This is a genomic window from Sorangium sp. So ce119, assembly GCF_051524405.1.
Taxonomy (GTDB): domain Bacteria; phylum Myxococcota_A; class Polyangia; order Polyangiales; family Polyangiaceae; genus Sorangium; species Sorangium cellulosum_G.
The window spans coordinates 8023203-8041000 of the sequence record NZ_CP150310.1; the positions used below are offsets into that span (position 1 = coordinate 8023203).

Consider the following 17798-nt stretch of genomic DNA (forward strand, 5'->3'; position numbering starts at 1 on the left):
TCGCGGGCGCGGCGCTAATCGAGGTGCCACGCGACGATCGCGTTCGCCAGGGAACCCAGCACGCCGGCGACGTAGATCGCGCCGGCGTGCTCGGGGAACACCGCGGCGGCCGCCGCGCACGCGGCGCAGAGCGCGGCCGAGAGCCAGCTCGCCCTCGGCAGGCTCGGCGCGGCGGTCGCGTGGATCGCCGCGAACAGGAGCAGGTTCGTCGCGAGCGCGCGCTCCACGGGCTCGTCCGTGATCACGGCGAACGCCCGGTGCAGGAGCATCGCGCCGAACATCACCTTCACCACATGAACGATCCGCCGGTTCACCGCGTTCCTCGAGAGCGGGCGGCGGAACGCCCAGAGCAGCGAGAGCACCATCAGCGCCGTGACGCAGCCCATCACGAGCAGGTGCGCGGGGCGGACCACCGGGACGAAGCGGCCCACGCCGGCCGTCGCCATCAGGACTCCGACGGCGCCGATCGCGAGGCCGAAGCGGATACGCTCGCGCCTCGATACGGTGAGATCGATGTCGGAGCTCTTCGCGAGCCGGTCGGCGAGGACGTCCAGCAGATCGTCGAGCCTCGGCCAGCGCTCCTCGGGGCGCGCGCGCAGCCCCCGCGCGAGCGCGTCCCGGACCCACGCGGGCACCTTCGAGCCGGGCGGCGCCGGCCTCAGGAGATCTCGCCGCGCCCGGTCGAGCCGCGCGTGGAGATCCTCGCCCTCGAAGGGCAGCTCGCCGTACAGCGCCTCGTACAGCGTCGCGCAGAAGCTCCACTGATCGCTCTTCGACGTCGCCGGCACGCGCTCGGCCTGCTCGGGGGCCATGTAGGCCGGCGTTCCCATGAACGCGCTCCCGGCCGTGAGGGGCACATGGAGCGAGCCGCTCCCACGGAGCGAGCCGCTCCCACGGAGCGAGCCGCTCCCGTGGACACCATCGCTGCGACCGCCGACAGACAGCCAGTCCTCCTCGTGCTGCGGGCGCGCGAGGCCGAAATCGGCGATGCGCGCCCGGCCGTCCTTGCCGATCAGGATGTTGTCCGGCTTGACGTCGCGATGGACGAGCCCCTCCCGATGCGCCGCGGCGAGGCCGCGGCCGGCCTCGATCCCCGCGGCGAGCACGGCCTCCCACGCGCGCGGCGGCTCGCGGGACAGGTCGCGGAGCGTCCGGCCATCGACGAACTCCATCGCGACGAACACGCCCCGCCCGTGCTCGCCGATCTCGTAGATGGGAACGACGTTCGGGTGCGAGAGCCTGGCCATCGCCTGCGCCTCGCGCACGAGGCGGGACCGACCTTCGGGATCGAACGTCCCCGGCGCGATGAGCTTCAGGGCGACGCGGCGGTCGAGCTCCGGGTCGTACGCCGCGTAGACGATGCCCATGCCGCCCTGACCGGCCCTGTCGAGCACCGTGAACCGCCCGACGCGCGCGCCGGGGCTCAGCGCTTCATCCCGCGCGCGCAGGGCGACGGCGGCGCCGTTCAGGAACCCGTCCGGCTGCGCGCCGTCGCACCGGAGGAGGCTCCACACCTCCCGCAAGAGCTCCGGGCGGCCCGCGCAACGAGCCTCCAGGAACGCCCGGCGATCGTGGCTCGGCCGATCGACCGCTGCCTCGAAGAGCGCCTCTACCTCGCTCGGATCAAGGGGCGGGCTCATCCCCGCCGTGCAGCGCCCGGTAGAGCCACGCCTTCGCGAACCGCCACTCGCGCTCGACCGTGCGCGTCGTCACGCCGGAGAGCTCGGCGATCTCGTCCTCGGTCAGGCCCGCGAAATAGCGCAGCATCACGATCTCGGCCTTGCGCGGGTGCTCCTCGCTCAGCTTGCGCAGGGCCTCGTCGAGGGCGATGAGGTCCTCGAAGGGGAGGTCGATCGCGAGGGGCAGCGCGTCGATGGCGTCCTCGGGAGCGCGCTCCTGGTCGCCTCCCCGCTTCTGGGCAGCCTTGCGGCGGGCGTGATCGACGAGGAGATCGCGCATGGCCTGCGACGCGGCGCCGAAGAAATGGGCGCGGCTCTGGAAGCGGGCCTCGCCGTCCCGGAAGAGCTTCTCGTAGGCCTCGTGGACGAGGGCAGTGGGGCCGAGCGTCTGCCCGGCGCGAAGGTGGCGGACGCGGGCCAGGGCGATGATCTTGAGCTCGGCGTAGACGGCGTGCAGGAGCGCGTCCGCGGCGTCCTTCTGGCCCTCCTGCGCCGCGTGGAGGAGGACCGTGATGCCCTCGCCGGCGCTCGGCCGGGGTGCGCGTCGATCGCTCGCGTTCATGGGGGGTGCGCCTCGCTCGGGCCGGAGCGTACACCAAACAGCCGGGCTGAGGAGCCCGACGGCGCTCCACGCCGCGACGTCCGAGTCCACAGGGCCGTGTCGCGGTCTGCCCGGAGTCGCCGTACACCGTACGCCTGCACGCTTCGTCCGGTGTTCTCCCGGGTGGCATATCAGGGTGCACGGCGATGGCGGCCCGCGCTTCCACGCACGATGGAACGTGCCTACCGGAAGCGAAACCAAGGGGGCTCATGTGGCCCAGCAACTGTCGCGCATCACGCTCCTGCTGCGTGAACGAAAGGACGAGCTCGTACGTGAGTGGACATCACGCTTGCGGAAGGATCCGAAGATCCCCCATGCCTGCGAGCTCAACGAAGAGGAGCTGAGAGACTACACCCAAAAAATCCTCGACGAACTCATCGAGTCGCTCGCGCAGAGCGCGCAACCAGGCACGCCGGGCGGCGCGAGCGGCGAGGAGATCGGCAGCTCGGAGTCCGCCAAGCTCCACGCCTCTCATCGAATCGCCCAGCGCTACACCCTCGCGGAAGAGCTGCGCGAGCTCAGCGCCCTCCGCTCCGTGATCATCGACATGTGCGCGCGGGCGAGGGCACCCCTCGGCGGCGACGAGGCCCAGCTCGTGCACGCGGCGCTCGACGAGGCGATGGTCACCGCGGCCGTCGAGGTGGAACGGGCGAGCTCCGCAGAGCTCCGCCGTGACGTCGTGCTCCGCGAGCTGTTCATCGCGATCCTCGGGCACGACCTGCGCAACCCGCTCTCCGCCATCCGGTGCGCCACCGCCGCCCTGCTCAAGCGCGAGGACGTCACGGGCGCCGTGGCGCGGCTCGTCCAGCGGATCGCGGCGAGCAACGAGAGGGCCTTGCGGATGGTCGAGGAGATGCTCGACCTGACGCGCATCCGCTCTCACGACGGTCTTCCGATCGAACCGAAGCCGGTCGATCTCCACTCGATCTGCCGGCAAGTGATCATGGAACTCGAGTCCTCCCACCCGGAACATACAATCCGCCTCGACGCCCAGGGCGACGGGCAGGGCATGTGGGATCCGGGCCGGATCGGGCAGCTCGTGTCGAACCTGATCGGCAACGCCGTCGACTACAGCCCCCCGGAGGAGCCGGTGCAGGTGAAGCTGCACGGGCAGAAGGGGATCGCGGTGCTCGAGGTGCACAATCGCGGGAGCCCCATCCCGCCCGATCTGTTGCCCGTGATCTTCGATCCGTTTCGTCGGGGCGAGCAGCAGCACGACGACCTGCGACGATCGAAGGGGCTCGGGCTGGGGCTCTTCATCGCCAGGGCGATCGCCTGCGCTCACGGAGGCTCCATCCACGTGACGAGCACGCCGGACGACGGCACCACGTTCCGCGTCATGCTCCCGCGTTCGTCGTAGCTCGGTCCGCTCAGGCAAGGCGGCCCCGAGTCGAGGCCCCGGCGGCTCGGCGAGACGCGACCGTCACGCGTGCTGATGCTGGCTCGCCTGCTCGCCGAGGACGGACTGGCAGTGCGCCCAGGCGCCGTCGCTGAGCAGCGGGCGCGTGCGGCTGAACAGCTCGAACAGCTCGGCGCCGTACATGGCGCGGAAGCCGGGGTTGTGGCTGGCGATGTCGACCTCGTTGGCGGCGGTGATCTCCATGAGGCCGCGGAGCCGATCGTCGCTGGGGGTCTTGACCTCGTTGGTGAACCGATCGCGCCACTGGTCGGACGGATCCATGAGCCGCGGATAGGTGTACTCGCGATCGCACGCGCCATAGAAGTAGACGAGCTCCTCCGCGTACGTGCCGATGATCGAGGCCACGCGCGGGCGCTCGTCGAGCGAGAGCATCGTGTAGAACGGATCGGGCGAGCCGTCGGGCGCGAAGAGCGCATGCAGGAGCCCCGCCTCGCGGATCTCGTCGCTCGCGCCCCACTTCCTCAGCATCTTCTCGACCCGGAGGAGGTGGGCCAGCAGCGTCCCTCCCGGGTGCTTGACCGTTCCTGCCCCGAGGGACACCAGCAATGCGACGCTCTGTTCCATGATCAACCCTCCAGAGAATGTCGAACCATCTCGATGATGAAACCCGGGCCGGTCACCACGCGACGGGCAGCCGGTACAGGCCAAAGGTGCGGCGGTCGTACTTGAACGGCAGCGCCTCGACATCGCCGACGATCCGCAGCGCCGGCAGCCGATCGAACAACGTGCGGTAGCCGATCTCGAGCTCCGCGCGCGCCAGGTTCTGCCCGAGGCACCGGTGGATCCCATAGCCGAACGCGAGGTGGTGGCGCGCGCTCCGGTGGATGTCGAAGTCGTCGGGGCTCGCGAACGCCCGCTCGTCGCGGTTGGCGGACGCGCCGAGCACGAAGAGGCCCTCGCCGGCGCGCACGCGCTGTCCGCCGATCTCGATGTCCTCGAGGGCCACCCGATCGAACGCCACCCAGTCCACGATGGAGTGGTACCGCAAGAGCTCCTCCACCGCGTCGGGCCACAGCTCGGGCCGGGCGCGCAGCTCGGCGAGCGCCCCGGGGTTCTGGAGGAGCGTGAACACCCCGAGCGAGAGCATGTTCGCCGTCGTCTCATGCCCGGCCACGAGCAGGAGGAACACCATGCCCACCAGCGCGTCGTGCGACAGCTCGCCGGTCGTGCGCCGCTCCGTGGCCAGGCGGCCAATCAGGTCGTCGCCCGGGCTGGACTCGGCCGCCGTGACCAGATCATCGAGGTAGCCCCAGAGCTCCGCGCGCGCGCGGATCGCCTCCTCCGTGCTGAAGAAGCCGGCGATCATCCGGTTCGTGCGCGACTGGAAAACCTCGCGATCCTTGTACGGCACGCCGAGCAGCTGGCAGATGACCAGGGTCGCGATCGGGAAGGCAAACGACTCCACCAGATCGGCCTCGCGGCGCCGCGATATCTCGTCGATGCGCTCGTTCACCACGCCCTGAATGAACGAGCCCAGCTCGCGGATGCGCCGCGCGCTGAACTCGCCCGCCAGCATGCGCCGGTAGACGTCGTGCTCGGGCGGGTCCATGTCGATGAACTGCCCCGCCTGCTCCTGCGCCGTCCCCGCCATCGCCGCGAACGGGTGCCCCGGCCGCGTCGGATCGGTGCTGATGCGGCGATCGGTGAGCACGTCGCGCGCCTCGGCGTGCCGCGTCACGACCCAGATCGGCGGTCCGTCGCGGAACGACACGCGCACGAGCGGCGCCTTGTCGCGCAGGGATTCGTACTCGGGCGGCGGCGCGTACGGGCAGCGCCGCGGCATGGGGAACGCCGGGAGGATCTCTTCTTCGATGCGATTCATGGGGTGGCTCCCTGGAGTCATCACGTGAGCGCTCATCAGGCAGGCTCCATCGACGCGGCGGGCAGGTCGCGCATGCGGACCAGCGGGGAGAGGAGCAGCGGCAAGAGGGAGAGCAGCAGGCCGCCGATCCCCATCCACAGCGCCGCGCGCACGCCGTACCGCTCGCCGAGCGCGCCGCCGAGGAGCGAGCCGAGCGGCATGGTGCCCCAGACCAGGAAACGCATGGTCGCGTTCATCCGGCCGAGCAGGCGCTCGGGCGTGATCGCCTGACGAAAGCTGATCTGCGAGACGTTGTAGACAACGATGCCGATCGCCTCAACGAACGTGCCGGCCACGAAGAACGCGAGCCCGGCGCCCGGCCGGGTGAACGGGACGAGCAGCGCGAACGGCTGAAACAGGAGCGGACCGAGCCAGATGATGCGCGCCGAGCCGATGCGCCGGGTCAGCGGTCCGACAACGGCCCCACCGACGAGACCGCCGATCGCCCCCGCCGCGAGGAGCACCCCGTAGACCTCGGGCGAGAGGCCCAGTTCTCGAAGCAGGAACAGCGCCTGCACCGCCAGCGCGGCCGAGAAGGCCATGTTGGCGAGCGCCGACCGCAGCGCGATCATGCGCAGGATCGGGTGGCCGAGCACGAAGCGAACGCCCTCGCGGATCTCGCCGAGCAGGCCGCGGGCGCGGGCGCGCTGCGGCGCCGGCTCGGCGGCGTCGATGCGGCCGAGCAGCAGGGCCGAGCAAACGAAGCTCACGGCGTCGGCCACGATCGCGACGGGCGCCGAGAGCAGGTTGACCAGCCAGCCTCCGACGCTCGGCCCCGCGACCTGCGCGCCGGAGTTGACGATCTCCAGCTTGCCATTGCCGTCCACGAGCCGACCCCGGTCGACCAGCGTGGGGACGTAGCTCTGGTAGGCCACATCGAAGAACACCCGGGCGACGCTCACGCCGAGGGCCACCACGTAGAGATGCAGCAAGCTGAGCTTGCCGAGCCACCAGGCGACAGGGATCGAGCCGAGCAGCGCGGCGCGGATCAGATCGGTGTGAATGAGGATGGAGCGCCGGCGCATCCGGTCGACCCACACCCCCGCGGGGAGCCCGATGAGCACGAACGCCGAGGTCTGCGCGGCGAACAGGAGGCCGACCTGGAACGGCCCGGCGTCGAGCGCCAGGATGGCCACGAGCGGCAGCGCCACCAGCGTGATCTGGGTGCCGATCTGGCTGATGGTGTCGGCGCCGAACAGCAGCATGAAGTTGCGATGGCGGAACAGGCTCGGCGCCGCGATCGTGGCCGTCGACGTCACGAGAGCCTCGCGCGCTCCGCGGGAAGATCGAGCACCCGGGTCTGGTCCCCCACGCGCGAGCGCAGCGTCACGACCGGCGCCCGGGTCGGGTCGAGCGTGACTTGCACGGTCCGCTCCAGGGTCCATCCGGCGAAGCGGAACTCGCCCTCTCCGACGTGCACGAGCGAGAACGCAGGCTCGCCGTCGATCACGAGGACGAGCCGGTCGCCGCGGACGTCGATCGCGGCCCGCCGCGTGCGCGGCGCCGTGAGGAACGCGCCGTCCGGCTCCTCGAAGGAGTGGAACGAGCTGGGCATCTGGAAGCTGCACCGGCACGCGTCGCGCTCGGCGAGGGAGAGCCGCACGGCCGGCGCCGCGAACAGCGTGCTCGCCGCGACCGCGGGCGCCCGGAACTCCGCAGGGAAGAGCTGCAGCAGCTCGGGCGTGGGATGGCAGTCGATCACCAGGTGAATCCGCGTCACCGGATCGCTGTTGCGCACGAGGTGCGGACGGGTGAAGTCGGCATACCAGACCTCACCCGGCTGCCAGCGGTGGGTCTCCTCCTGGATGGTGAGGATCGCGCCGGGGGTCGTGACGATCGGGACGTGCAGCCGGACGATGCCCCACGGCAGGCTGTGCTTCGTGTCGTTGTGCACCGGGCTCGCCGCGCCCGGCCCGAGCGACTGCAGCCGCACGCAGCGCAGCGGCGCCGGGATACGGGCCAGCACCTCGGCGAGGTACGGCGCCTCGCGCAGCCACGGCGTGTCGGCGAACTCCTCGAGCGACGGACCGCCCGGGTCGGTCCGGTCCGGATCGCCGCCGATGCTGCGGAGCGGCAGCTTGCGCCAGTCGACGTCGGCGCCGCGGCTCACGCCTTCGCCGGTGAGGATCGTCGGCTTGGACCACTCCCTTTCGCGCAGCGCGCTCACGTCGGCCAGCATCCGGGCGACGTCGAAGCCGAGCGAGAGGCGCGCTGTCGCGGGCAGCTTCGCGAGGATGGGCGCCAGCGGCCAGGGGTCGAGATCGCCCGTGCTCTGGTCGGGCGGCAGCGTGTTCATGAGGGCAGCGCTCGTCATCATGCGGCCTGGAGGGTGAGGGGTAGACGATCGGGATAACGGACCGTGGCGCGGCGCTGCCGGCGCACGGGCCCCGCGAGGCGCAGCGGCGCGCGCAGCCGGAGCATGCTGCCGAGCAGCGCTTGCAGGACGATCCGCGCGAGCTGGGTGCCGGTGCAGGCGTGCGGTCCGCGGCCGAAGGCGAGGTGTCGATTCGGCCGGCGGTCCAGCGTGAGCTCGTCGGGCGCGGCGAACTGCTCGGGATCGCGGTTGGCCGCGCCGAACAGGAGGAGCACGACCTGGCCGCGCTCGATGCGCGTCTCGTCGATCGTGGTCGCCTCGAGGCAGATGCGGCTCGTGCCCTGGATGGGCCCGTCGTAGCGCATGAGCTCGTCGACGCCGGTCTCGAGCAGGCGAGGGTCGCGCAAGCGATCGAGCGCGCCGGGGTGCTGGAACATCGCCAGGACCATGTTGGACGCCGCGGACACGGTCGTGCTGAAGCCGGCCAGGAACATCACCCGCGCCGTGCTCCACACCGCGGCCTCCGGGACGCCGGCGCCGTGCCGTTCGTCGAGGACCTGGGCGAGCAGCCCGGGTTTCAGCCCGTCGCCGACCCACGATTTCATGAGCTCGTTCATTTGCCCCCGGGCCGCCAGCGCCGGGCCGATCGCCTCGGGGACGAGCGCCGCGTCCATGGCGCGCTCGACGGCGTCCGACAGCGCCACGATCGACGCGATCGCGGGCGGCGCGACGCCGAGCAGCCGGGACATCGCGGTGAGCGCGATGGGGCGCGCGACGTCGGCGGTGAAGTCGAACGACGGCGCGTCGGCCAGACGCGCGAAGGCCGCGGTCGCCTCCACGGCGACGAGCTCACCGAGCCCGGAGATCGCCTGTTCGCGCAGCGCATTGGCGAACAGATCGCGGATGGGCGTGTGCTCGGGCGGGTCGAGCCCCTGCAAGCTCGGGTGCTCCGCGCCGGGGGGCGCCTCGTGACCGGCGCGCCGCGCGTCGCTGGCGAACCTGGCCGGATCGCGCAGCACGGCGATGCAGTCGCGGTAGCGAGTCAGGACCCAGGAGTCGAGCCGATCATGCCATAGCACCGGGCACGACGCGCGCAGGCGCGCGTAGATCGGGTAGGGATCTGCGACGGCTTCGGGGGACAGCGGATCATAGTCGATCGGGCTGCGGGGCATCGGATCTTCTCGCATCGGTTTGCTCTCACAAAGAGCGAGGGGGCCAAGCCGGGATGCGACTTGGCCCCCTCTGGTGGCCTGTAGATTACCAGCAGTACTTCACGGGGGCCTCCTTTTTGCGAGGTGTCGCAAGCAAGAACGGAGTTGAAGGTAAGCGGCAGCAGGTCAGTCGTCAAAGACAATCGCCATGTCGAACGCCGGTATCGCAGCATCTCGACGAGCGGGTGCGAGCCACGTCGACAACCGTGCGCTCTCATAATCAAATTATGTCACGCGGCCCCGGAACACAGATGCCATATCGGGTCACGTGTTGATTTGTTAAGTTGCGTGACGCTCTGTGAAGACGCGCCGGACGTTCGTCCAAAGCGAAAGATTCCCGGCTCCCCGCGCCGCGGCCCGGCCGATGTCCTCAGCCTGCTTTCGACAGGCGGAACCCCTCGTATCCCTGGGCCGCGACGGCATCACAGGTCTTCCGGTAGGCGCCGACGCCGCCGGCATAGGGCATGAGGACGCGCGGCTTCCCAGGGATGTTTGCGCCGATGTACCAGGAGTTCGCCAGAGGGTAGAGCGTGCCGTCGGCCACCTCCTTCACGTGGTCAACCCACCTGTCCTCTGCTTCGGCGGTGGCCTCGATGCGCTCGATGCCGCGCTCGCGCAGGAAGGTGAGGCAGCCCGTGATCCACTCCACGTGCTGCTCGATGGAGACGATCGCGTTGCTGAACACGGAGGGGCTGCCAGGGCCGGTGATGGTGAACAGGTTGGGGAACCCGGCGATGGCGATGCCGAGGTAGGCGCGGGGGCCGCCGGCCCACTTCTGCTTCAGCGACGCGCCGCCGCTCCCCCGGAGCTCGATGCTGGTCAAGGCGCCCGTCATCGCGTCGAAGCCTGTCGCGAACACGAGGCTGTCGAGCGCGTACTCCGCGCGCCGCGTCCGGAGCCCCCTCGGCGTGATCTCCTCGATCGGCGACGCCCTGACGTCGACCAGGGTGACGTTGTGCCGGTTATAGGTCTCGTAGTAGCGCGTGTCGACGCAGAGCCGCCGGGTGCCCAGCGGATAGCCCCGCGGCGACAGCGCCTCGGCGACGGCCGGGTCGCGGACTGTCGCGCGGATCTGGGCCCGGACGAACTCGGCGGCGGTCTCGTTGGCCTCCCGGGAGCGCATCACGTCCGAGAACGTGGCGAGAAAGCCGGTGCCGCCCTGCTCCCATCGGCCCCTGTACTCGCGCTCTCGCTCCTCGGGCGACACCTCCAGCGCGGACTTCGGGTTGACCTCCATGACGACCCCGGCGCGCGTCTCGCGGGCCATGCGCCGGTGCTCGGGGTAGCTCGCCTTCATCCGGGCCTCGTGGGCAGGGTCGATGGGCGCGTTGCGCGCGGGCACGCTGAAGCACGGGGTCCGCTGGAAGACGAAGAGATGGCTCGCCTGCTCGGCGAGAACGGGGATGACCTGGACGCCGGTCGAGCCCGTACCGATGACGCCGACGCGCTTTCCGGTGAAGTCGACGCCCTCGTGCGGCCAGCGGCTGGTGTGGTACGAGTCGCCCTCGAAGGCGTCGATCCCCGGGATGTCGGGCCGCTTCGCGACGGAGAGGCAGCCCGTCGCCATGATCAGGAACCTCGCGGAGACGCTGGCGCCGTCGTCCGTCTGGATCAACCACCGGCTCGTCGCCTCGTCGAAGGAGGCCGCGTCGACCCGCGTCCTGAGCTGGATGTCCCGGCGGAGCTCGAACCTGTCCGCCACGTGGTCGAGATACCGCAGGATCTCCGGCTGGGTGGCATATCGCTCGGTCCACCTCCACTCCTGCTCGAGCTCGGGCGAGAACGAATAGGAGTAATCCATGCTCGCGATGTCGCAGCGCGCGCCCGGGTAGCGGTTCCAGAACCACGTGCCGCCCACCCCGCCGCCCGCCTCGTAGACCCGCGCCGCGAGGCCGAGCTGGCGCAGGCGGTAGAGCATGTACAGGCCTGCGAACCCGGCACCGACGATGACGGCGTCGAAGCGGCAGGCTCGCTCCGCGCCGTGTTTCGAACACCTCGACTCCGATTCCGACATGATGTTGGCCTCCCTCTGGACATGGGTGTGCGCCCAGGCGCCCCGCGCCCCCGCACGATCCCCGAGAAGATGCGTGTCGCGCCGCGCCGCGGCTGAGGCCCGCCGCCGCCGGGCCTCAGCCGCGGTGGACGTCCCAGGCGAGCGCCATCAGGCCCAGGACCAGCGCCAGCCCGAGGGTGAGCAGGCCGCTCCATCCGAGCGCCGACAGGAGACCCCCGGACGTGAGCGACGCGACGCCGCTGGCGGCGAACACGCACAGATCATTGACGCCCTGCGCGCGAAAGCGCTCGGGACCCGGGCGGCTGCGCGCGACGAGCGTCGTCGCGGTCACGAACACGTAACACCATCCGACCCCGACGAGCGCCAGCCCGATCAGGTGCCCTCCGAAGCCCGGGAGCCAGCTCACGAGGAACCCCACGAGCAGGAACAGCAGCCCCAGGGCCTGGAGCTGCGCGATCGACGCCCGCTTCAGCAGGGCGCCCAGCGAGAGCGAGGGCAGGTACATGCTCAGCAGGTGCACCTGGATGACCCAGCTCGCCTCCTGCACCGACGTCCGCTCGATGCCGCACATCTGCAAGGGCGTCGGCACCATGATCAGGCTCATCACCAGGAACGCGCCGGCGCCCATGGCCACCATCGGCCAGTACAGCGCGCGAGCGCGCGCGTCGGGCGTGGCCGAGGCGCCGGCGACGAGCGCCTCCTGCGGCCGGTACGCCACGAACGCGAGGGCGGCCAGCGCCTGGAGCACCGCCAGGATCATCAGGGCACAGGGCATGTAGCTGGACGTCCGCCCCTCCAGCAGGCCAAAGAGCGAGACGCCGGGGACGATGCCAGCGGCGCTGGCGAGCTGGATCATGGTCAGCAGGCGCGGCGCCCTGCCGCTCGGCTGCCCTTCCAGGATCGCGAACCGATACTGCTGCACGAAGGCGCCTTGCAGGCCGACGCCGCAGACCGCCGCGCAGAAGAGCCAGAGATCCGACAGCTCCACCGCCCGCGCCGCGAGCGACAGGCAGCCGGCGGACAGCAGCGCCGCGGCGATGAAGCAGGGCCTGCGCCCGAAGCGGCGCATCATCTGGCTGGCCGGCCAGGTGCCCAGGGCCGACGACAGCACCAGCACGGCCACCGGCAAGGTCGCGAGCCGCATGTCCATCGCGAGCCGCTCGCCCACCAGGCTGCCGGCGAACTGGATCGCGACCACGCCCGCGATCCCGAGGACCTGACACAGCAGCAGGACCAGCGTGTTGATGGACGTGGCCGGCGCCGCCCGCAGGGCCCGGCGGATCAACGGACCCGCTCTGCGTCGGGCCGCGCGGCCTTGTCGTCCGCGCCGAGCGCCGCGATGGCGTCCAGGGAGAGGCCGAGGTGCTCGTGGAGGAACCGCACCATCGTCCAGTGCGGCAGCGCGCCCTCGTCGAAGGGGCCGAACTCCTCGCGGTACAGGGGCAGCCAGCGCAGCGCCTCCTCGAGCGCCTGCTCCCGGCTCGGCTGCGTCTCCTGGTAGTCCTCGTACGGCAGGCTGCGATGATGGATGAAGAAGCGCCCCGGCAGGCGCTCCTCGCAGAGCTCGCGGTACTCCCGGGTCTGCAGGATCAGGTAATGCCATATCTCGTCGATCGCCTGCTCCACGGGCAAGAACAGCCCGACCAGCGGCTCCGGATGACGCGAGATCAGGTACAGGTATCTCAGACACTCGAGGACCTGGCGCTCGACGAACGCCGGCTCCTCGCCGGTGGTCTGCGCGAAGTGCCGCACCACGCCGGAGAAGAACGCATCGCCGAGCAGCGCCCTCAGCGCGGCGGTCGTCACCCTCGGTCGCTCGATCGTCACAGGCCACCTCGATCCGTCGTCTCGCCGTCCTGGTTCAACCACGCGTACTTGCCGGACTTGCCGATCGCGATGTGCGCGCGGCGCTCGAGGGCGCAATCGAGCCCGGCGCCCTCCAGGATCTGCTGCCTCAGCGCGCGCTCTGCGGCCGGGTCGAGGGGCGCGTCGTCGAAGGTGGTGTACAATAACCGCGCCTGCCGGGTGCCCTCCGGGTGAAGCTGATAGAGGAAGACGGACGGCGCCGCGGCGGCGATCCAGTCGTCGAGGTGGGCCTGGGAGATCGCGCCCCCGCGCTCGAGCCACAACAGCTCTCGCTCGCGCCCGCAGAACCGGCGGATCCGGAGCGGGTCGGGGGAACCATCGACCGTCTCGGCGCAGTCGCCCGATCGATACCGGATGAGCGGCATGTACGGGTTGCGCACGCTCGAGACGATGATGCTGTGGATCGAGCTGCCCTCCTCGACCGGGATCAGCTCCAGGTGCATCTCGTCGAGGTAGGGCCAGTACCGCCCGTGACGATCGCTGTAGTACAGGTACCCCAGCTCGGTGCTGCCGAACAGGTCGATGACCGGGCACTCGAAGTGCTGTTGCAAGAACCGCCGCACGTTCTTCGGCGTGAACTCGTAAGCGTGAATGATGCTGGCCGGCCTCGGAAAGCGGGGCCACGCCCCCCAGGCCAGCGCCTTCCGCACAAGATGCGCGAGGTGGAGGCTGTCGCAGTCGAGGTGGTACCAGCCTCGCGGATGCGCCTGCTGGACGGCGGTCATCTCATCGAGCATGCGCTCCACGTCGCCGCGATCCCAGAGCGCCGGGTCGAGCCGCAGGTTGAGGTAAACCGTGCGCGCGTCGAGTCGACGCTCTTCAAGGCTCGGCGGCGCCGGCAGGCTCGGCAGCGCCGGCAGGCTCGGGAGCGCCGGCGCCTCGGCGCCTCGCCTCTTCGCGTTGAGCCGCGCCACGTGCTCGGTCGCCAGCACCGTGGTGATCGAGACGCGCTGGCAGCCCTGCTGCCACGTGACGTCGACGTCGGGGTGCTCGCTCCACAGCCGGTAATACGACCTGAGCAGGAAGAACGGCGGGCGAATGATCTGCATCCGCGCGTGGTTGGTCCCGGTCGACAGGACGAACTCCGCCTCGCCGGCGCTCAGCGCCTCGGCGAGCCTCGGGGTCATCCAGTTGTCCGGGAAGCCTCTGGCGATCTCCGGCTTCTCGAGGATCGGGAAGGAGCCCTCCTTGACTGCCTGGCGGTAGATGGGGATGTCCCTGACCTGATCGATCATCTCGGCGAGCGTCTGTCGATGGGCGTCCATGGTCGACTCCAGGAGGACGGCCGAACAGGCCATCACGAGGCGTTGCATCCACGGTCCGGGCGGCCGCGAGCGAGGCAGGAGCCCCCCAGCAGAAGCGGTGGGATCTCCGCCTCGCTCGCAGGCCCGGACGACGCTGCTAGCTGATGCAGCCAGCCTTCTTCGAGATGCAGCCGGCCTTCCTCGAGATGCAGCCGGCCTTCTTCGAGATGCAGCCGGCCTTCCTCGAGATACAGCCGGCCTTCCTGGCCAGGCCGCCAGCGCGCGCCGGCTCACCGGCCGAGTTGGCCGCGACCCACTGATTCCAGAGATGATCCTGGGCGATCCGCTGAATCAATTGCTTCATTCGAGCCTCCGTGAACGCATGGTGGTGGTGCATGGACGACGCACATCTCCACAGCCCGCGCGCCGCTGCGGTCGTGTGCCCCCGCGGCCCGACGGACCCCATTGTGATCCGCCCGACCGTCTCGCTGACTATATTGGAGCACCAACGACCGTCAAGCGATCTGCATCAGCGATTGACGTGGTATAACGAATCTCAATGGCCTGATTCCGGGATGCATGGCGCCACCACGCGATCCGGTGACAGCGCCGCTTCAGGCGCAGCGCGACGTTCTCGCCAGGAGCGCCGGCGATCCCGCGATTCACGCGGCTCTATCCCGGTTCGCCGCGAACCGCCGCGCAGACGCCGTCATGATGGCGTGGCGGCCTGTCCATGGGTCAGCGCTCGACCGGTCATGCCGGCGCGGCGGCGTGGGCTCGACGCAGGCCGCCTCAGCGCTTGCCGGGCGGCGCGATCACCTTCCCCGGATTCAGGAGCCCCGCCGGGTCGAAGGCGTCCTTGATGCGGTGGTGCAGCTCGAGCGACGCCGCGCCGAGCTGGCGGGCGAGGAAGCCGCGCTTGAGCGTGCCGACGCCGTGCTCCCCGGTGATCGTGCCGCCGAGCTCCAGCGCCTGCGCCATCACCGCCTCGAAGGCCGCGACGGCGCGCGCCTCGGCCGCGGTGTCGGCCCGATCGAAGACGACCAGGGGGTGCAGGTTGCCGTCGCCGGCGTGCGCCACCGTGCCGACCAGGGTGTCCGATTCGGCGACGATCACCTCGATGCGCCGGAACATCTCCGGCAAGAGCGGCAGCGGCACCGCGACGTCGTCGACGAGCACCGTGCCGAGCCGCTGGAGCGCCGTCAGCGCGAGGCGGCGCGCCGTGAGCAGCATCTGCCCCTCGCCCTCGTCCTCGGTGGCGGCGACCATCGTCGCGCCGGCCTCCTCGCAGGCCTCCTGCATCCGGGTCAGCTCGGCAGAGCCGGGCGCGTCGCTCTGCGCGATCAGCATCGCCGCAGCCTCGGTGTCGAGGTCGAGCCGCGCGTGGGCCTCGACCGCGCGGAGGCTCGTGCGGTCCATGATCTCGAGCAGCGAGGCGTCGACCGACCGGACGATCGCCGCGACGGCGCGCCCCGAGGCCTCGAGCGACCCGAACGTGGCGACCAGCGTTGTCGACGGCGGGGGGCGCCGCCGCAGGCGCAGCGTGATCTCGGTGATCATCGCCAGGGTGCCCTCGGAGCCGACGAGGAGCCGCGTCAGGTCGTAGCCCGCGACGTCCTTGCGGCTGCGGCCGCCGGTACGGAGCACCGTCCCGTCCGCGAGGACGGCCTCCAGGCCGAGCACGTAATCGGCCGTGACGCCGTACTTCACGCAGCACAGGCCGCCGGCGTTGGTGGCGACGTTGCCGCCGATCGTCGAGAGGGCGTAGCTCGACGGGTCGGGCGGGTACCACAGCCCCCGCTCGCGCACGGCGGCCTTGAGATCGCCGTTGATCACCCCCGGCTGGACGACCGCGAGCATCGCCGCCTCGTCGATCGCGACGATGCGGTTCATGCGCTCGAAGCTCACCACCACGCACCCGTCGCCGGCCGTCGCCCCGCCCGCCACCCCGGTCCCGGCGCCGCGCGGCACCAGCGCGACGCGGTGCCGCGTCGCCCACCGCGCCAGCGCCTGCACCTCCGCCGTCGACGACGGCCGCGCCAGCGCGCGCGGCCAGCCGCCGGTCGCCCAGATCGCCTGATCGTGGCGATAGCCATCGATCACATCCCTGTCGGTGATCAGGCCGTCGCCCAGCGCGAGGGCGAGCTCGTCCAGCGCGCTCATGGCCGCCCCGACGCTACCGACGCCGGTCTCCACCGTCAACGTCCCCGCCCCGCCCCGCGCGGACGTCCGCGCGGGAGCGCTGCCGCGGATCGCGGGGCGCGCCGGCGCCGAGCTCCTCGTGCCGGCGCGAGCGCCGCGATCTCGCACGTCAGCGCTTGACTACGGCGACGCCGGTTGGTACTCCTCCGCCGCGCATCGACGGAGACGACCTCGGGTGAGGAAGCGGCGCAATCAGAGCTCTCTCTGAGACGCGCCACGCACACGCACTGCGTGGCTTCTTGATCCGTGTCATCGACGTTTGCGGGAGTAACTCAGTGGTAGAGTGCAACCTTGCCAAGGTTGACGTCGCGGGTTCAAATCCCGTCTCCCGCTCCACAATCTAGACGTTGCAGCAGCCGTCATCGCTCAGCGCGAGGAGGGCGAAGCTCGCGAGCCAGTGCTCGCCCATGTAGTCGCCCGCGAGGTGCGGCAGGCTGGCGTCGAGGTGCCGCGCGACGGCGTCGAGCGCGCGGGCGCGGACGGGATCTCCCCCGGGCAGCGCCGCCGCGAGGGAGCGCCAGCACCAGGCGCGGCTCAGGTTGAGCCCGTCGAGGTGGGCGATCTTGCCGTCGCTCCTGTCGCTGACCGTCGCGGGCTGGAACAGCGTGGCGGGCTCGCCCTGCGCCGCGCGCGGCAAGAACCGCGCGAACCAGCCGCGGAACTCCGGCCCGGGCAGGACGCGCCGCATGCACTCGGCCTCCATGAGCGCGGGCGAGAGGAAGTCGTCCTGCGAGGGCTCCCACGCCTGGCAGTCCGCGTCGCGGCCGTACCACGCCCGCGCGGCCTCGGCGCAGCGCCGCGACAGCCGCTCGTCGCCCTTCACGGCGGCGTACTCCAGCGCGAGCGCCAGGGCGAAGGCCGTGTTCGTGTGCGCGCCGGCGCGGACCGGGTACGTGGCCCGGGGCAGGAACTCGAGGAAGCGCTCGGCGAACGCGTCGCCGAGCGGGGCCAGCGCCGCCGACCACCGGCGACCTTCCTCGGTGTCGTACCGCGCGAGCTCGGCCGCCAGCAGGAGCAGCCACGCCCACCCGTACGGCCGCTCGAAGCCGCGGCTGGACGGCCGCTGGAGATAGGCCAGCTCGGCGGCGACCTTCTCGCCCGTGAGCTGTGCTTCGAGCAGCGCGCGCACGGGCGCGGCGCCCGGCCCGCCGGGGAAGAGGCGGAGGATCCGCGCGAGGAGCCAGTGGCCGTGCACGCACGAGTGCCAGTCGAAGCTGCCGTGAAAGAGGGGGTGCAGCTCGCGCGGGCCCTTCACGTCCTCGGGGCCGGTCATGACGTGATCGAGCTTGTTCGGGTACTCCCGCGTCACGTGCCCGAGCGCGAGGGCGGCGAGCTGCGAGGCGATCTCGGGGGTCAGGGCGTGCGTCATGGGACCTCGGCGCGGAA

General features: G+C 71.0%; 15 protein-coding genes and 1 tRNA gene. 2 read left to right on the forward strand and 14 right to left on the reverse strand.

The genetic code is table 11. The features are described 5' to 3' along the window. Positions 1-14 precede the first annotated feature (14 nt). Both WME76_RS30240 and WME76_RS30245 read right to left on the reverse strand, forming a co-directional pair. A complete protein-coding gene (locus WME76_RS30240; protein ID WP_437955726.1) occupies positions 15-1640 on the reverse strand; it encodes a serine/threonine-protein kinase in 1626 nt (541 codons plus the stop codon). Continuing rightward, on the reverse strand, positions 1624-2241 hold the full coding sequence (locus WME76_RS30245; RefSeq protein ID WP_437955727.1) for an ECF-type sigma factor: 618 nt from the start codon (positions 2239-2241) through the stop codon (positions 1624-1626). Before WME76_RS30245 ends, WME76_RS30240 begins: the two co-directional genes overlap by 17 nt. A 250-nt stretch (positions 2242-2491) precedes the next feature. Between WME76_RS30245 and WME76_RS30250 the strand changes: the two genes are divergently transcribed. Further along, positions 2492-3640 carry an ATP-binding protein gene (locus WME76_RS30250; protein ID WP_437955728.1) on the forward strand — a complete coding sequence of 383 codons (1149 nt, stop codon included), beginning with the start codon at positions 2492-2494 and terminating at the stop codon, positions 3638-3640. Between the two features lie 63 nt (positions 3641-3703). Here WME76_RS30250 and WME76_RS30255 read toward each other — a convergent pair whose 3' ends face one another. From WME76_RS30255 to WME76_RS30305, 11 genes are all read right to left on the reverse strand, one after another. Next, complete coding sequence (locus WME76_RS30255; protein WP_433928487.1) at positions 3704-4264, reverse strand: DUF6817 domain-containing protein; 561 nt, start codon at positions 4262-4264, stop codon at positions 3704-3706. Between the two features lie 52 nt (positions 4265-4316). After that, entirely contained in the window at positions 4317-5522 is a 1206-nt protein-coding gene (locus tag WME76_RS30260; RefSeq protein ID WP_437955729.1) for a cytochrome P450, read from the reverse strand. A 35-nt stretch (positions 5523-5557) separates the two neighbouring features. After that, entirely contained in the window at positions 5558-6820 is a 1263-nt protein-coding gene (locus WME76_RS30265) for an MFS transporter (RefSeq protein ID WP_437955730.1), read from the reverse strand. Next, positions 6817-7857 carry an aspartyl/asparaginyl beta-hydroxylase domain-containing protein gene (locus tag WME76_RS30270; protein WP_437955731.1) on the reverse strand — a complete coding sequence of 347 codons (1041 nt, stop codon included), beginning with the start codon at positions 7855-7857 and terminating at the stop codon, positions 6817-6819. The genes WME76_RS30265 and WME76_RS30270 overlap by 4 nt, the downstream gene beginning before the upstream one ends. Before the next feature lie 17 nt (positions 7858-7874). Continuing rightward, positions 7875-9047, reverse strand: a complete 1173-nt coding sequence (locus WME76_RS30275; RefSeq protein WP_437955732.1) for a cytochrome P450 — start codon at positions 9045-9047, stop codon at positions 7875-7877. Positions 9048-9456: 409 nt separating this feature from the next. Continuing rightward, positions 9457-11100 carry a flavin-containing monooxygenase gene (locus WME76_RS30280; protein WP_437955733.1) on the reverse strand — a complete coding sequence of 548 codons (1644 nt, stop codon included), beginning with the start codon at positions 11098-11100 and terminating at the stop codon, positions 9457-9459. Positions 11101-11215: 115 nt separating this feature from the next. Then, on the reverse strand, positions 11216-12385 hold the full coding sequence (locus WME76_RS30285; protein WP_437955734.1) for an MFS transporter: 1170 nt from the start codon (positions 12383-12385) through the stop codon (positions 11216-11218). Beyond that, complete coding sequence (locus tag WME76_RS30290) at positions 12382-12927, reverse strand: glycine-rich domain-containing protein (RefSeq protein WP_437955735.1); 546 nt, start codon at positions 12925-12927, stop codon at positions 12382-12384. The genes WME76_RS30285 and WME76_RS30290 overlap by 4 nt, the downstream gene beginning before the upstream one ends. Beyond that, positions 12924-14231, reverse strand: a complete 1308-nt coding sequence (locus WME76_RS30295; RefSeq protein WP_437962169.1) for a hypothetical protein — start codon at positions 14229-14231, stop codon at positions 12924-12926. The genes WME76_RS30290 and WME76_RS30295 overlap by 4 nt, the downstream gene beginning before the upstream one ends. Positions 14232-14367: 136 nt before the next feature. Continuing rightward, positions 14368-14574, reverse strand: a complete 207-nt coding sequence (locus WME76_RS30300) for a hypothetical protein (RefSeq protein ID WP_437955736.1) — start codon at positions 14572-14574, stop codon at positions 14368-14370. A 428-nt stretch (positions 14575-15002) separates the two neighbouring features. Then, positions 15003-16373 carry an FAD-binding oxidoreductase gene (locus WME76_RS30305; protein WP_437955737.1) on the reverse strand — a complete coding sequence of 457 codons (1371 nt, stop codon included), beginning with the start codon at positions 16371-16373 and terminating at the stop codon, positions 15003-15005. A gap of 300 nt (positions 16374-16673) precedes the next feature. Between WME76_RS30305 and WME76_RS30310 the strand changes: the two genes are divergently transcribed. After that, a tRNA-Gly gene (locus WME76_RS30310) sits at positions 16674-16748 on the forward strand. 4 nt (positions 16749-16752) lie between these two features. On the opposite strand, the gene WME76_RS30315 is transcribed toward WME76_RS30310, so the two are convergent. After that, positions 16753-17781, reverse strand: a complete 1029-nt coding sequence (locus WME76_RS30315) for a DUF2891 domain-containing protein (RefSeq protein ID WP_437955738.1) — start codon at positions 17779-17781, stop codon at positions 16753-16755. Between the last annotated feature and the right edge of the window lie 17 nt (positions 17782-17798).